The organism is Acinetobacter vivianii (assembly GCF_014635885.1).
GTDB classification, from domain to species: Bacteria; Pseudomonadota; Gammaproteobacteria; order Pseudomonadales; family Moraxellaceae; genus Acinetobacter; species Acinetobacter vivianii.
The window spans coordinates 286,842-301,402 of the sequence record NZ_BMDR01000005.1 but is presented as its reverse complement, the minus strand read 5'-3'; the positions used below and the strand labels follow the sequence as shown (position 1 = coordinate 301,402).

The following is a 14,561-nucleotide window of genomic DNA, read 5'->3' as shown; positions in this document are numbered from 1 at the left end:
TTAGTTCTGTCTGCTCTTGTACTGATGGTTCTCTTAATCTATTTCTATCAAATCAATCCTCTTTAACTGGAAAATATGAAAATTCCATCATAAGAGAATCATAGTCTATGATTTTTCTAATTGTATTTTTATTTAAAGAAAAAGGGCCTAATTTATATTAGGCCCTTTTCGTCTTACTTCTTATCTGCTTTAAAGCTGTCTTTCAGATCAAGGATACGGTTAAACACAGGTTTTTCCGCTTGATGATCATGCTGATCCGCAACAAAATAACCTTCACGTTCAAACTGGAAACGATCTTCAGGTTTTGCTTGTGCCAAAGCAGGCTCAATCACCGCTTGAACGATTTTTAATGATTCTGGATTCAGATGTGCAAGGAAATCATCATCTGCATCAGGCGCAGCTTCATTAAATAAACGATCATAGATACGAACTTCCGCAGGTACGCCCTTGCTCGCCGATACCCAATGTACCACCCCTTTCACTTTACGCCCTTCAGGGTTCTTACCTAAAGTTTCAGGATCAATTGAACATTTAAGCTCAATCACTTCACCATTGGCATCTTTAATCACTTCATCGCATTTGATGACATAGGCATGGCGTAAACGCACTTCACCATCAGGAATCAGACGTTTAAAGCCTTTAGGTGGCACTTCTTCGAAATCTTTACGATCAATATAAAGCTCACGCGTTAAAGGAATAATACGCTCGCCCATATCAACGTTTGGATGACGTGCGTGGGTCAAATCTAACTCTTCAGGTAAGTTGGTAAGCGTGACTTTAAGTGGATTTAATACCGCCATGCCACGTGCCGCTGCATTTTCCAAAGACTGACGAATACAGAACTCAAGCATAGCCACATCGACAATACCATCGGTCTTTGAAACGCCAACACGCTTACAGAAATCGCGTAAACCTTCAGGTGTAAAACCACGTCGACGCATACCGACTACGGTTGGCATACGTGGATCATCCCACCCCTGTACATAGTTGCCTTCAACCAATTTACGCAATTTACGTTTAGAGGTAATCGTATAGTCGACATTTAAACGTGAAGACTCGTACTGACGCGGTACTGCTTGCGAGTGAACTTTCTCTACAATCCAGTCATAGAATGGACGGTGGTCTTGGAATTCTAAAGTACAGAGTGAATGGGTAATGCCTTCGATTGCGTCTGACAATGGATGAGCATAGTCATACATTGGGTACATTTTCCATTTATCACCAGTTTGGTGATGCTCTGAATGCAATACACGATAAAGAATCGGATCACGCATATGGACATTTGGACTAGCCATATCAATTTTGGCACGTAGAACAGCACCGCCTTCCTGAATTTCACCATTACGCATTTGTTCAAAGCGCGCTAGGTTCTCGGCAACCGTTGCATCACGGTATGGAGAGTTTTTACCAGGTTCAACGAAATTACCACGATTCAGCTTAATTTCTTCTGGGGTTTGCAAATCAACATACGCATCACCTTGTTCAATCAACTGAACTGCCCATGCATAAAGTTGATCAAAATAACCTGATGCATAACGCGGCTCGCCATTCCAGTTAAAGCCTAACCATTTTACGTCGTTGGCAATACCATCAACATATTCTTGTTCTTCAGCATCCGGGTTGGTATCGTCAAAACGTAAATTACATAAACCATCGAATTCTTCGGCAATACCAAAGTTCAAACAAATCGCTTTAACATGACCAATATGCAAGTAACCATTTGGCTCTGGTGGGAAACGTGTGACAACTTTTTGGGTACGACCTTCTTTTAAATCATCGGTAATAACTTGACGAACAAAATCTAAGCCTGCCTGTTGTTCTTGCTGCGCAGCATCGACAGAGGCTTGAGTATTCGGCGTCGGGGTCTTTGGCAGTTCTGAAACAACATCATTTGGCTTCATAGGGTGTAAATCACTTCTTACAGTTAAAAAATAGGAAATAAAAACGCAATCTTTACTTTTTCTGAAAGATTTTAACGTTTTTTACTTGCCTTGTAGTTTACAGTTTGCTTATGCTTCTCTCAACCAAAAACCCATGGTCAATTTGCCCATGTTTAGGAGATTAATGTAATGAGTTTTCCTCAAGTCGAATTAAACACCAACAAAGGTCGTATTGTTCTTGAGCTTAACGCTGAAAAAGCACCAAAAACGGTTGCAAATTTCTTAGAATATGTACGTGACGGTTTCTATGACGGCGTAATTTTCCACCGTGTGATTGATGGTTTTATGATCCAGGGCGGTGGCATGGACGAAAACTTCAAAGAGAAAGCAACTCGTGACTCAATCGAAAACGAAGCTGACAATGGCTTAAGCAACGATGAAGGCACAATTGCAATGGCGCGTACTCAAGCTCCGCACTCTGCTTCTGCTCAATTCTTCATTAACGTTAAAAACAACTCTTTCTTAAACCATACTGGTAAAACAGCTCAAGGCTGGGGTTATGCAGTATTTGGTAAAGTTGTTGAAGGTCTTGACGTTGTAAATGCAATTAAAGGCGTTCGTACAGGTAACCGTGGTTACCACGCAGACGTTCCTTTAGAGAATGTTGTGATTGAATCTGCTAAAATTATTTCTGAATAATTTTATCCAGCAGGATTCTTTGTGACTTATCTGTTTATTTCAGATTTACACTTGTCACCTGATCACCCTCGACTCGTTCGAGGGTTTTTGGCTTTATTAGATGAATACAAGAATAAAAATACCCAGCTCTATATTTTAGGTGACTGGTTTAATGCCTGGATTGGTGATGATTATACAGCACCTTGGCTAGATGAAATTATCACGGCCCTACAATCCTTTTCTGCCGCAGGGAATCAGATTTATTTCCAAGTGGGTAATCGTGATTTTGCCTTAGGTCAAAAGTTTTTAGATCAATTCAACGGTACTCTACTACCCGATGTTTTTGCTATTGAAATTGGTCAAAAGAAATTTCGACTGGAACATGGCGATGCCTTATGTACCGATGATGTGGCTTACCAACGTTTCCGCAAAGTGATTCGTAATCCTGTGCTATTGGGGTTAATAAAACGAACGCCGCTCAGTTTTAGACAAAAACTTGCCAATGGTTTCCGTAAAAAAAGTAGTGCAACCAAACAACTGAAAAGCTATGACATCATGGATGTGAATGCTCAAGCAGTAGACTCCGTGATTGAACACGTTGATTATTTAATTCATGGTCATACTCATCGACCTGAAATCCATCAGCTGCAAAATAAGCAGCGTATTGTATTAGGCGACTGGCGCGAAGATTCTGCATGGGTATTAGAGCTGAATGAGCAAGAAAATTATCAATTAGATTTTAAACAGTGGAGCTATTGAATAAATTAGCTGAATTCCCTTAATATCCCTTCAGTATCCCCATCCTTTTTCCAAAGCTTAAATTATTTAGCTTATTCTTCACTCAACCTTCTGTCGATTAATTCCTTGCACTGCATCAGCGCTTTAGCCGTTTTACTTAGCTCAAGCACATACGACTTAAATCTATATAGAAATCACATTTAGCTACTTTCAGCGGCAGTTAGATCAAGTAAAATAAATTAAATTTTTAATTGAGTGAATGACGGATGGATACCTTAGCTACAGCAAAAACACGTTATGCAACCAAAGCTTATGATGCAGAGAAAAAAATTCCAAAAGAACAATTTGAAAAGCTTTTAGAAATTTTACGTTTCAGTCCTTCTTCTGTGAATATCCAGCCATGGCATTTTTTGATTGCCGAAACAGATGAATCCAAACAACGTATTGCATCAGGCTTGACTGGCAACTATGTATATAACGCAGCTAAAGTGCTTCACTCTTCGCATACTTTAATCTTTTGTACGCGTACTGATATCTCGGCTGAGTATTTAGAACAGTTATTACAACAAGATGATCTCAGTGGTCGTTTTAAAGATGAAACTGCAAAACAGGGACAACGCGCCACACGCGAAGGCTATGTCGAGTTTTATCGTAATGAACTCAAAAATCTTTCAGCATGGATGGAAAATCAGACCTATCTGGCATTAGGACAATTACTTTTTGCTGCTGGTCTGGAAGGAATTGACGCAACACCGATGGAAGGCTTTGACCGTAACATCATCAATCAGGAATTTGGATTAACTGAAAAAGGTCTAAAAGCCTCTGTCATCGTGGCCTTAGGATATCGCAGTAAAAATGATTTTAATGCCAAACTGCCTAAATCACGCCTACCTGACGACGTGATTTTCACTCGTTTATAAGCATTCAAAAAAGGGAGTATTGGTTACTCCCTTTTTACATCATGGCTTTTGCCAGACAAAGTACCGCAACAATACCACTGACCAAACCAATCCACGTATAAGCCTGTAAACGCTCTTTAAAGAAAATCACACCGCTCAACACACCGAGTACCACCACAAGAATATTCATACCAGCAAAAACGATGGCAGGCGTTTCCTTAAACATCATATGTGCTTTTACATATAAAGCGATATTGGCGAAATTCAGTACGCCGAGTACTAAACCCGTAAAAATATTTTTAGGTTGCCAATTCGGTTGTGTAATCGCGATATAAGCAATTGAAAGTATAAAAGCACCTATAAAAGCGAGATTGAGCGTAACAGCGGATTGTAATCCCAAACTACTGCTATATTTAAGCAGAACATCAATTGCAGCATAACCCGCCCAGACACTGAATAAAAATAAGGCGGACTTTAAGTTTAATCCTTTACTGGCTTTCTCGGTTGCCTGTCCAATAATAATCGCTAAAATTGCGATGATTCCTAACCCCACACCCAGTAATTTGATCTGGCTGAACTGTTCCCCAAAAATAAAATAAGCCGCCAGCAAGGACAAAATCACTGCTAGGCGCTGTGCAATTTCAGTTTTAAGAATCCCGGCGAACTGTAATGATTTTGCTAGACACAGAAAAATACTCGGCAATAAAATGGCAAGAATTAAAATCAACCACCAAGGCGTGTGATTGAAAGAAATGTGGGTAATATCGGTCTTAAACCAGTAAAAACATAAAATGCTTGCACTCAAATAATTCCATGCAATCATTTGAAAAACATCAAATCCCTTTGCTTTCAGATACTTCAATACAATCGAGACGAGAACACTACAACATGCCGCAGCAACAATCATTTCCATAATATTTATTCTAGCTTTTTAAAACACAAAAAAATGCCAGTCGATTAAAAGACTGGCATTTTCTTAAAGATCATCGATCAATTAACGATTATTTTCGTCTTCTTGACCATCTTCAAATTTAGTTTCGCCATCGAAGCCACCTTGATGACCGCCACCGAAGCCGCCTTGACCACCGAAGCCGCCTTGACCACCGAAGCCGCCTTGACCGCCGAAGCCACCTTGACCACCGAAGCCGCTTTGACCGCCACCGAAGCCGCCTTGACCGCCGAAGCCACCTTGACCACCGAAGCCACCTTGACCACCGAAGCCACCAGTAGAACCTTGACCACCGAAGCCGCCAGTAGCGCCTTGAGCTGGGAAGCCACCTGCAGCGCCTTGAGCACCAGCTGGACGTGGGTTACGCGCAGGAACAACTGTAGAAATCGCGTGTTTGTAAACCATTTGGCTTACTGTATTCTTCAATAAAACGACATATTGGTCAAATGACTCAATGTGTCCCTGCAATTTGATACCGTTTACAAGGAAAATAGAAACTGGAATACGTTCTTTACGGAGAGAATTTAAGAACGGATCTTGTAAAGTTTGACCTTTAGACATTTTTAACTCCAAAAAATTTTTAAATCAGCGCAAAAAAACTATCTTTATTTTTCAACTAAAAATTATTAAAAAGACAGCTTGCGAATTTTGCTTTATCCAAAGAAGTTTCGCAAGTCTTCTTTCGCCTGCTTTATCGTCACGTAAGTTTTAAAATCGTGTATTTCTTGCAAAGAACGTAACCAAGTGTATTGACGTTTTGCTAATTGCCTTGTAGCAAATAGCGCTTTGTTCTCCATTTCTACTTTATTTTCGAGACTCAAGTCACTTTTTAATAAAAATTCTAAAGCTTGACGATAACCGACAGACCGCATAGATGGCAAATCATCATTTAAATCGTATTTTTCAATCAGTTCCTCTACTTCATTCAAAAAACCCATATCCCACATATTGCGCAATCTTTGCTCAATACGTTGATGTAATTCTAACCGATCTGGTATTAAGGCGTAGTTATGAAATGTGTAACGATATGGTTGATTTTTAGGTTGTTCAGCTTGTAATTTTGTTATTGGCTCACCCGTAATCCGATAAACTTCCAATGCCCGAATAATTCGCTGTTTGTCTGACACTTTGAATTTCTGCCCAGCAATTGGATCCACTGCGACCAATTCGTCATAAACCGCCTGCCAACCTTCTTGTTCTGCTTCTAAATTGATGGCATCCCGAATACTTTGATCTGCATTAGGTAAATTATCAGCCAGTCCTTCTAACAGAGACTTAAAGTACAGCATGGTTCCCCCCACCAAAATCGGAGTTTTACCGCGTACATGCATATCATCAATGAGTGGGCAGACATCTTCTACAAATTGCGCCGCTGAATACACTTCTAATGGCGTAATAATATCAATTAAATGGTGCGGATACTGTTCCTGCTCTTGTTTGGTCGGCTTGGCGGTTCCAATATCCATATCTTTATAAACTAAAGCCGAGTCCACAGAAATCAGTTCACAATTACCACGCTCGTAAAGTTCACATGCCAATGCAGTTTTACCACTTGCGGTAGGCCCCATTAAATTGATGACGGGCAATTGATTTGACATGTAAAACTACTCTCCTCGAGCAAATAATTTATCTAGTTGATGCAATGGAAAAGCGCGCCAGGTTGGGCGACCATGATTACACTGACTGGCGAATTCGGTCTGTTCCATTTGGCGTAGTAAGGCATTCATTTCTGAAAGGCTTAATTGACGATGAGCACGTACCGCACCATGACATGCCATTCCTGCTAAAAGCTCATCACGTTTTTGTAATAAACCTCTTGCCTCATCATTTGGATCCAAATCATTTAATAGCTCTGGAATCAGATTACCAAAATCAGCCTTGTGCAAAATAGCAGGCACGCCACGTACAATTACCTGCTCATCGCCATACTGATCAATTTCCAAACCTAACCGTTGCAATTGTGGCTGTAGATCCTCAATTCGCGTCGCCTGCATACGGGTGATAGACACCACTTTCGGAATCAGCAATTGCTGTGAGGTCCAGAACTCAGGCTTATCCCATGCCGATTTCATTTGTTGTAACAGAATCCGCTCATGAGCAGCATGCATGTCCACAATAATCAGGCCTTCCGTATTCTGAGCCAGAATGTAGATACCATGTAGCTGAGCAATCGCGATACCCAACGGAAACTCATCTACTCGGGATGGAGCATTGTCTTCTTCAGTCGCGGTTTCAGACTCATCACGCAAAGGTGCCAAATAAGTTTTCAAGGCATTATTCAATTGTGCCGAACCGTTATATTTCGGTTGCTGAGTTTGGGCTGAATTATACTGTACCGCCTGTGGGCGACTCTGATTAAAATCAGTTAACAAGTCCGTCGACACTTCAGCGGGCTGATTAGATTGAGGTTCTGCTTCTATTGCTGCACGATGCAGATTAAATTGTTCCTGATATTTGGGTTGAGGTTGATAATTAGAATGATCATCTGCCTCAGCTGTTTTCATGGCCTGTGCCAGATCAGCAGTGGCCGTCTGGAATTGCGACAAGGTTGCTTTAGCATAATGACGCACAAACTCATGCACTTCACGTTGATTCAAGAAACGAATTTCATGCTTGGTTGGATGCACATTGACATCAATATTTTCAGGATCAACTTCTAAAAATAACAAATAAGAAGAATGTTGATGCCCGTGCAAAATACCGTCATAGGCCATACGCAAGGCATGCGAAATGGTCTTATCTTTAACAATACGACCATTCACATAAACATATTGCAAATCTGCTTGAGCACGCGCATCGGATGGATGCCCCAACCAGCCAGACAAACGCATATTGATACTATCCGAATCAATCCAGTAGGCATTTTGGATAAATTGCTGACCCAATAATTGTTGCACACGCTGATAACGTAATTCGCCACTATCCGCGATCGGCAGGTTTAAACGAATATTATCGTTATGTTCCAGAACAAAACGGATATCGAAATGGGTTAAAGCCAGACGACGAACAATTTCTTCAATATGATTAAATTCTGTAGTTGGTTTTTTTAAGAATTTACGGCGTGCGGGAACATTAAAAAATAAATCCTGTACACGAATATGCGTGCCTTTCTGAGCAGCCACGGCCTGAATCTGCTGATGATCAAAAGCCGTCCCATTCACTTCAACCTGATAGCCAACACCCTGTTCATCCTGACTGCTGGTTAAAGTTAAACGTGATACGGCTGCAATAGATGCTAAGGCTTCGCCACGAAAGCCCAGACTCACAATGGCATGTAAATCATCTGCGGTTTGAATTTTGCTGGTGGCATGACGCATCACCGCTAAGGGTAAATCTTCTGGATGAATCCCGTTACCATTATCAATGATTTCAATCAGGGTCGAACCACCCTGCGCCACCCGAATAATCAGTTCAGTTGCGCCCGCGTCAATCGAGTTTTCTAATAATTCTTTGACCACTGATGAAGGACGTTCAATGACCTCACCCGCTGCGATCTGGTTGGCTAAAGCAGCATCGAGGGTATGAATACGACGAGTTGCATCATGCGCCATTCAGTTGTTCCTGCAAAATTTGAATTAAAGGTTCTGATTCTGTGGTTAAGGTGACAGATCGGGTCAATTCATCCTCTGATTTTTGAATATCAATCACGATATCTGGCTTTGGAATCTCATCGCCACCTTTAGACGGCCATTCAAACAGGAATAAGGCATCAGGTGTTTCCAGATAATCACGAATACCCATCAATTCCAATTCATAAGGATCATCTAAGCGATAAAGATCGAAATGGAAAATTTCTTTACCCTGAATGGTATACGGTTCAACCAGCGTATACGTCGGGCTTTTTACCGAACCTTGATGACCGAGGTTTTGTAAAAAATAACGGGTAAAGGTCGTCTTGCCAGCACCTAAATCACCAATCAAGTAAATAATGCCTGAATGCACGTGCTGAGATAGGATGCGTGCAAACTGTTGAGTGTCTTGTTCATGATTTAAGTTGAATTTCACTGAATATGACATGGCAAATAGAACAAAATTGGGATGCTGGCTATGATAACATTGCCCTGCTTCAAAGCCTAATAAACTCCTTTTAAACTGGCTTTTTTTACATCGTTTATACTGAGTCGTATCTTTGCATGACCTCTATTATTGAATTTACTCCGCCACTGATCGACGGCGTGAGTGCCAGTAAAGTCTTTTTACCTCATGATGCTTCTGCAAACACCATTTTTGACTATCTCTGCCAGCATTTCCCTCACATACAACAAGAAGAATGGCAACAACGCTTTGTCGATGGGCTAATCTATGCAGCAGATGGTGCAATACTCAATATAGAAAGTAGTTACACGCCCAATACTCACATTTTTTATTATCGCTTTCTCGCGCATGAAATTCATGTGCCTTTTCAACATGAGATTTTGTTTGAAAATGAAGATTTGCTGGTGGTCGATAAACCCCACTTTCTCACTATGACACCAACTGGACAATATGTTCAGGAAACGCTTTTGGTGAGATTAAAGAAACAAACAGGATATGCCGACCTCACGCCGATTCATCGACTGGATCGGGAAACAGCGGGTGTGGTTTTATTCTGCAAGACACCTGCGACTCGCGGCATTTATCAGCAACTTTTTGCCGAACGTAAAGTCGAAAAGACTTACCACGCTATTGCTGCCTATCGACCAGAACTCAACTTTCCGCAAATCTTGCAATTGCATCTAGAAAAGGGAAATCCTTTTTACACTATGCAAATTAATCCTGAAAAAGCTGAGAATACGGAAACACTCATTGAGTTGTTGGAACACAACCAACAGTACGCAAAATACCAGCTCAAACCCAAAACGGGGAAGCAACACCAGTTACGTGTGCATTTAAATTATCTCGGCATTCCAATTTTAAATGACCCTTTTTATCCAGTTGTCGCACATAAAGCAGACGATGATTTCAACCATCCATTACAGCTATTGGCGAAGGACATTCATTTCATAGATCCTATTCTAAAACAGGAAATGGCCTTTAAATCCAACTTTGAACTGACACTGTAGTTACATCGTAATGACAAAAATTCTATTTTTTCACCTCAAAAATATTGAAATTACATTGCAATGGTTTAAAATACATGACGATAACTAAAAATATGTGGTTACATTCTTAATGCGTAAAACAGAAGTTTATCAGGTTCGCCTCGATTCTCAGGAAAAGAAACAGGCCTTTGCCGTTTTTAAGCAGTTGGGTATCTCCCCTGCTCAAGCCGTTCGCCTTTTCTTTAAACAAGTCGTACTGACCAAGTCGATTCCTTTTGCAATTGAAAACCAGAACATCAATATGGAACAACTGCTTAAGTTACGTAAATCGAAAGCCGCAGCATCTGCCGAGAATCCTTCAGCAGTTGAAATTGAGGACGATCACGAAGATCTATTTGAAGAACTGAATGCGCTGTTAGGTGAAAGTGACAAAACTTAACAATGTTGCATTTATAAACAAGTTTTTATTTTTTAAGCTGAATTTTTTTCGCTATTCTGACAGTCCAAATAAAATTATAAGTGTAAGGATGGGCTGGAATGATTGTTAAGCGAGCAACAAAGGAAGATCTTCATCAACTTGCTGTCTTGTTTGACGAATACCGTCAATTCTACGGTGCATCATCAAATCTTGAACAATCCTATCAATTTCTTAAACATCGTTTTGACAATAAAGACAGTGTTATTTTCATCCACGTAAAAGATGATGTATTCACAGGTTTTGTTCTACTCTACCTTGCCTTTTCTTCAGTTGCCTGTGAAACCTATTACCTATTAGATGATGTCTATGTCACCCCAAGTTATCGTAAACAGGGTTCCGCTAAACAGTTGATTGATACCGCCATACTTTTTGCCCGTCATGAAAATGCTCAACGGATTAGTTTGGAAACACAAAAAAATAATTATCAATCCCATCGCCTCTATGAACAAATGGGATTTATTCAGGACAGTGAGTTTAAAACCTATCATTGCTTCCTGAAGTAATTAAGCTTCTGCAGCGATATTTTGGCTCAACTGTTTTTGTTCATCGCTTAAATACATCCATTCACCTTCAGGTAAGTCTGGAAGTTCAAGCAAACCAACTTGATGCCGATGTAAAGCTTCCACTTTATTCCCTACAGCAGCCAACATCCGCTTAACTTGATGATAAACGCCTTGATGAATGGTCATGCTCAACTGATGTTCCGAGAATAATTGAATATCTGTTGCAGCATAAATCCCCTTTTCATTTCTAAGTTCAACACCCTGCTGCAAGCCTTGAATTTGCTCAGGTGTGATCGGATCCGCTGTGGTGACATGATAAACCTTAGGCACATGTTTACGCGGATGGGTCAATGCTTGTAAAAATTGCCCATTATCGGTGAGGAGCAATAAACCTGTAGTGTCCTGATCCAGCCGCCCCACGCATTGAATACCACGATGAAGTAAAATTTCAGGAAATAAGCTAAAAACACTTTTATGATGCGTAGCCTGATGTGAACATTCATAGCCTTGCGGTTTGTTTAAAACAATATAGACATGCTCGCGATATTGATATTCTTCACCAAAGACCTGAAATACGAGCTGATCGGTATTGATATTCTGTTTGGGATTATCACAAATCTGATTTTCAATCAGGACAGAACCATTTTTAATTAACTGCTGGCAATATTTACGTGAACCAAAGCCTTGAGATTGCAAAATTTTTTCCAGCAGCATATATAAATCCTAAACGAAACTTTTTCTATTGTACCCGATTAGCGTAAAGCCCGTTGTTCATTGCGCATTCATTCTTTATTTTTATAATTTATTCACAATGTCTTCACTTGTAATAGAACTCAAACAAAACCCTCGTGAAACTCTCTCAATCCAGATATTGCACTCCATAATTTCACTAAAAAGTCTTGTTACATTTGTCACAAGCAAAAAGAATACTGTCCAAAAGAATGGATAAGGAGTTTCATCATGAAATCAAATATGTGGTTATGTGGCGTTATCTTGGCAGCCTCATCAATGGTCACTGTTGCACATGCAGACAATACCACTCGTGTTGCAGCAACCTCGGCTCTAGGCAGCGTAGTTGGTACAGCTATAGGTAAACAACTGGGCGGTAATACAGGTGCCATGATTGGTTCTGCAATTGGTGGCGCTGGCGGTGCAGCTGCATCAAGTAATCGTCGTGACCGTACTGAAGCTGCGATTGGTGGTGGTTTAGGTGGTGTCGGTGGTTATACTGTTGGTCGTAACATGGGCGGAACCAATGGTGGCTATATCGGCGCAGCATTAGGTGCTGCTGGTGGTGCCGCTTTAGGTCAAAAAGTAGGTCAGGATCGTGATGATGACCGTCGCTATGATCGCCGTTATGACAACCGCCGTTCTTATGATGACCGTCGTTATTACAATTCACGTCACAACTACCGTCATGACAATGGTCGCCATCGCGGTTGGTACAAAAACCGTTAATCCATTCGGTCAAATATTCGTTTTACCCTTTATAGCACCTTCGGGTGCTTTTTTTATGGGATTGAAACAATATATCGAACAAATTCGATATACAAACTCAAACTTATATCGTAGTATTTCGATATATAGTTTTGAGATGTAATGATGAAAACACTACAAGATATAAAGTTCTCTATTTTGGAATTAGCCCCTGTTAGAGATGATAAGAGTATTGAATTTTCACTACGCCATGCTTTGGAGCTCGCACAGCATGCCGAAAAGCTAGGTTATGAACGCTTTTGGCTGGCAGAACATCACAATATGGATGGAATTGCCAGTTCTGCTACGGCGGTTTTATTGGGTTTTATTGCTGCAAATACGCAAAAGATCCGCTTGGGTTCAGGCGGTATCATGTTACCAAACCATGCGCCACTGGTTGTTGCTGAGCAATTCGGCACATTGGCAACCCTGTATCCAGACCGTTTTGAACTGGGCTTGGGTCGTGCACCTGGTACAGATCAGATGACCATGCGTGCGTTACGCCGAGGCCGTCAGGAAACTGAAGATCAATTCCCACAAGATGTGCTGGAAATTTTACAATATTTCAAAGCCCCACAGCCTAATCAGCGCATTATTGCTACACCTGGGCAAAATACCCACGTTCCTGTCTGGTTATTAGGCTCAAGCTTATTTAGCGCTCAGCTTGCGGCCAAGCTTGGATTGCCCTATTCATTTGCCTCGCATTTTGCCCCACGAATGTTAGGTCAAGCAATCGAAATCTATCGAGATAATTTCCAGCCTTCTGAATATCTGGACAAGCCTTATGTTTCAATGGGCGTCCCTACCGTGGTTGCTGAGACAGATGAAGAAGCACAATATCTGGCAACCAGTTCGTATCAACGTATCTTGAATTTGATCCGTGGTCACAGCTTGAAACTCAAGCCACCTGTTGAATCTACTCAAGGTCTGGCAACCAGTGCTGAGCAGCTTGCCATTCAGAATTTCTATGCTATGGCTCAAATCGGTTCGGCAGAAACCGTTAAAGCGGGTTTAAATAAAATCGCCAGCCAATATGAGGTTGATGAGTTTATTTTCACCTGTGATATTTACGACACAGAGAAACGTTTAGAAAACTTTAGCCTGTTGATGGATCTTAAGAACAGCTAAATGCTGCTATCTGAAAGTAAGCATTATTTTTTCAAATGATGCTTACTTCACGACACCGATATACTGATAAACCGTATTGGTTTTACGATAACGCAAATACTTGGCTTGTGGTTTTCCATTTTTATCCAGCAGCATAATATCAATATGATTCAGATTTTTATCACTACGAATATAGTCAGGAACATCATTCGGACCTTCATGATTGTTACAATCAAAATCGACCTGTATGCGATCCAGTAATTTGGTTTTGGTCTGGAATATTTTTACTGTCTGAATCAGTCCCGTTTGAGTCGGCTGCAAAGCATCAATCGTATAAGCGCCAATACAACTGCTACCTTTATAATAACTATTCACCAAATAAACAGGTTTTTTCGTTAATACAGTTTGTTTAACATCAAAAATCAAGCCTGTCTCGACAGGTGTTAAATGAGTTTTCCCGCTCTTTTGAGTTTGCACATAGGATGAGTATTCCCCCATCGTTCCGCCACCGCCCACATCAAAAGTATAAAACTTTAACTGTTTATCTTGTGAAAACTGAATACGCACATGGTAATGGTCTTCAAAAGCGGGAAAGGAATAATTGAAGCTGGCAGGGTCATTCTCTATTTTATGAACGATATCTGACTCGATTGCCTGATTGACCTGATAAAAGTCTTTATTCGCATATTTTTGAATCAGCTTTTTCTCAAACTGCGCCAATGTTTCTGCATAGGTTTGCGAAACCACAAGAAGTGGTAGAAGAAGTACCAGTCTTTTCATTCTATTTTCCTGTTCTTGTCATTCTGGAAATAAAAAAGCGTAGCACTTCGAC

General features: G+C 40.7%; 16 protein-coding genes. 8 read left to right on the top strand and 8 right to left on the bottom strand.

Going from position 1 to position 14,561, the window contains the following annotated elements; translation table 11 throughout:
- Positions 1-173: 173 nt before the first annotated feature.
- Positions 174-1,901 carry a glutamine--tRNA ligase/YqeY domain fusion protein gene (locus IEV36_RS12440; RefSeq protein WP_005256896.1) on the bottom strand — a complete coding sequence of 576 codons (1,728 nt, stop codon included), beginning with the start codon at positions 1,899-1,901 and terminating at the stop codon, positions 174-176.
- A 168-nt stretch (positions 1,902-2,069) separates the two neighbouring features.
- On the opposite strand from IEV36_RS12440, the gene IEV36_RS12435 reads away from it, so the two are divergent.
- The 3 genes from IEV36_RS12435 (at position 2,070) to nfsB (ending at position 4,216) form a co-directional block, all read left to right on the top strand.
- On the top strand, positions 2,070-2,579 hold the full coding sequence (locus IEV36_RS12435) for a peptidylprolyl isomerase (RefSeq protein ID WP_004771615.1): 510 nt from the start codon (positions 2,070-2,072) through the stop codon (positions 2,577-2,579).
- 21 nt (positions 2,580-2,600) lie between these two features.
- Positions 2,601-3,317: a UDP-2,3-diacylglucosamine diphosphatase gene (locus tag IEV36_RS12430; protein WP_005256890.1), complete on the top strand. Its 717-nt coding sequence runs from the start codon at positions 2,601-2,603 to the stop codon at positions 3,315-3,317.
- Positions 3,318-3,562: 245 nt separating this feature from the next.
- The gene (nfsB, locus tag IEV36_RS12425) at positions 3,563-4,216 is read left to right on the top strand and encodes an oxygen-insensitive NAD(P)H nitroreductase (protein WP_005256889.1); all 654 of its coding nucleotides are present in this window, start codon (positions 3,563-3,565) and stop codon (positions 4,214-4,216) included.
- A gap of 34 nt (positions 4,217-4,250) precedes the next feature.
- Here nfsB and IEV36_RS12420 read toward each other — a convergent pair whose 3' ends face one another.
- The 5 genes from IEV36_RS12420 to tsaE form a co-directional block, all read right to left on the bottom strand.
- Entirely contained in the window at positions 4,251-5,108 is an 858-nt protein-coding gene (locus tag IEV36_RS12420; RefSeq protein ID WP_004771611.1) for an EamA family transporter, read from the bottom strand.
- An 81-nt stretch (positions 5,109-5,189) separates the two neighbouring features.
- The gene (gene hfq, locus IEV36_RS12415) at positions 5,190-5,705 is read right to left on the bottom strand and encodes an RNA chaperone Hfq (protein ID WP_005256888.1); all 516 of its coding nucleotides are present in this window, start codon (positions 5,703-5,705) and stop codon (positions 5,190-5,192) included.
- Positions 5,706-5,797: 92 nt separating this feature from the next.
- On the bottom strand, positions 5,798-6,742 hold the full coding sequence (gene miaA, locus IEV36_RS12410; RefSeq protein WP_005256887.1) for a tRNA (adenosine(37)-N6)-dimethylallyltransferase MiaA: 945 nt from the start codon (positions 6,740-6,742) through the stop codon (positions 5,798-5,800).
- 6 nt (positions 6,743-6,748) lie between these two features.
- Positions 6,749-8,695 carry a DNA mismatch repair endonuclease MutL gene (mutL, locus tag IEV36_RS12405; protein ID WP_005256886.1) on the bottom strand — a complete coding sequence of 649 codons (1,947 nt, stop codon included), beginning with the start codon at positions 8,693-8,695 and terminating at the stop codon, positions 6,749-6,751.
- Entirely contained in the window at positions 8,685-9,161 is a 477-nt protein-coding gene (tsaE, locus tag IEV36_RS12400; RefSeq protein WP_004771605.1) for a tRNA (adenosine(37)-N6)-threonylcarbamoyltransferase complex ATPase subunit type 1 TsaE, read from the bottom strand. Before tsaE ends, mutL begins: the two co-directional genes overlap by 11 nt.
- Positions 9,162-9,277: 116 nt before the next feature.
- Between tsaE and IEV36_RS12395 the strand changes: the two genes are divergently transcribed.
- From IEV36_RS12395 to IEV36_RS12385, 3 genes are all read left to right on the top strand, one after another.
- A complete protein-coding gene (locus IEV36_RS12395; protein WP_005256885.1) occupies positions 9,278-10,186 on the top strand; it encodes a pseudouridine synthase in 909 nt (302 codons plus the stop codon).
- Positions 10,187-10,295: 109 nt separating this feature from the next.
- The gene (locus IEV36_RS12390) at positions 10,296-10,604 is read left to right on the top strand and encodes a type II toxin-antitoxin system RelB/DinJ family antitoxin (protein WP_004771601.1); all 309 of its coding nucleotides are present in this window, start codon (positions 10,296-10,298) and stop codon (positions 10,602-10,604) included.
- A gap of 98 nt (positions 10,605-10,702) precedes the next feature.
- Positions 10,703-11,146, top strand: coding sequence for a GNAT family N-acetyltransferase (locus tag IEV36_RS12385; RefSeq protein WP_004771600.1), 444 nt, complete (start codon positions 10,703-10,705; stop codon positions 11,144-11,146).
- Here the strand turns inward: IEV36_RS12385 and IEV36_RS12380 are convergent, their stop codons facing one another.
- On the bottom strand, positions 11,147-11,860 hold the full coding sequence (locus IEV36_RS12380; protein ID WP_005256884.1) for a pseudouridine synthase: 714 nt from the start codon (positions 11,858-11,860) through the stop codon (positions 11,147-11,149). It lies immediately after the preceding gene.
- Between the two features lie 246 nt (positions 11,861-12,106).
- On the opposite strand from IEV36_RS12380, the gene IEV36_RS12375 reads away from it, so the two are divergent.
- A complete protein-coding gene (locus IEV36_RS12375; RefSeq protein WP_004771597.1) occupies positions 12,107-12,604 on the top strand; it encodes a glycine zipper 2TM domain-containing protein in 498 nt (165 codons plus the stop codon).
- A gap of 144 nt (positions 12,605-12,748) precedes the next feature.
- Positions 12,749-13,750 carry an LLM class flavin-dependent oxidoreductase gene (locus tag IEV36_RS12370; protein WP_171067983.1) on the top strand — a complete coding sequence of 334 codons (1,002 nt, stop codon included), beginning with the start codon at positions 12,749-12,751 and terminating at the stop codon, positions 13,748-13,750.
- A gap of 42 nt (positions 13,751-13,792) precedes the next feature.
- Here IEV36_RS12370 and IEV36_RS12365 read toward each other — a convergent pair whose 3' ends face one another.
- Complete coding sequence (locus IEV36_RS12365; protein ID WP_005256880.1) at positions 13,793-14,509, bottom strand: hypothetical protein; 717 nt, start codon at positions 14,507-14,509, stop codon at positions 13,793-13,795.
- Positions 14,510-14,561 lie beyond the last annotated feature (52 nt).

What these genes read in the sequence shown, in the direction of transcription:
- IEV36_RS12440 (WP_005256896.1), bottom strand. Translation starts at nt 1,901, where the DNA reads ATGAAGCCAAATGATGTTGTTTCAGAACTGCCAAAGACCCCGACGCCG.
- IEV36_RS12435 (WP_004771615.1), top strand. Translation starts at nt 2,070, where the DNA reads ATGAGTTTTCCTCAAGTCGAATTAAACACCAACAAAGGTCGTATTGTT.
- nfsB (WP_005256889.1), top strand. Translation starts at nt 3,563, where the DNA reads ATGGATACCTTAGCTACAGCAAAAACACGTTATGCAACCAAAGCTTAT.
- IEV36_RS12420 (WP_004771611.1), bottom strand. Translation starts at nt 5,108, where the DNA reads ATGGAAATGATTGTTGCTGCGGCATGTTGTAGTGTTCTCGTCTCGATT.
- hfq (WP_005256888.1), bottom strand. Translation starts at nt 5,705, where the DNA reads ATGTCTAAAGGTCAAACTTTACAAGATCCGTTCTTAAATTCTCTCCGT.
- miaA (WP_005256887.1), bottom strand. Translation starts at nt 6,742, where the DNA reads ATGTCAAATCAATTGCCCGTCATCAATTTAATGGGGCCTACCGCAAGT.
- mutL (WP_005256886.1), bottom strand. Translation starts at nt 8,695, where the DNA reads ATGGCGCATGATGCAACTCGTCGTATTCATACCCTCGATGCTGCTTTA.
- tsaE (WP_004771605.1), bottom strand. Translation starts at nt 9,161, where the DNA reads ATGTCATATTCAGTGAAATTCAACTTAAATCATGAACAAGACACTCAA.
- IEV36_RS12395 (WP_005256885.1), top strand. Translation starts at nt 9,278, where the DNA reads ATGACCTCTATTATTGAATTTACTCCGCCACTGATCGACGGCGTGAGT.
- IEV36_RS12390 (WP_004771601.1), top strand. Translation starts at nt 10,296, where the DNA reads ATGCGTAAAACAGAAGTTTATCAGGTTCGCCTCGATTCTCAGGAAAAG.
- IEV36_RS12385 (WP_004771600.1), top strand. Translation starts at nt 10,703, where the DNA reads ATGATTGTTAAGCGAGCAACAAAGGAAGATCTTCATCAACTTGCTGTC.
- IEV36_RS12380 (WP_005256884.1), bottom strand. Translation starts at nt 11,860, where the DNA reads ATGCTGCTGGAAAAAATTTTGCAATCTCAAGGCTTTGGTTCACGTAAA.
- IEV36_RS12375 (WP_004771597.1), top strand. Translation starts at nt 12,107, where the DNA reads ATGAAATCAAATATGTGGTTATGTGGCGTTATCTTGGCAGCCTCATCA.
- IEV36_RS12370 (WP_171067983.1), top strand. Translation starts at nt 12,749, where the DNA reads ATGAAAACACTACAAGATATAAAGTTCTCTATTTTGGAATTAGCCCCT.
- IEV36_RS12365 (WP_005256880.1), bottom strand. Translation starts at nt 14,509, where the DNA reads ATGAAAAGACTGGTACTTCTTCTACCACTTCTTGTGGTTTCGCAAACC.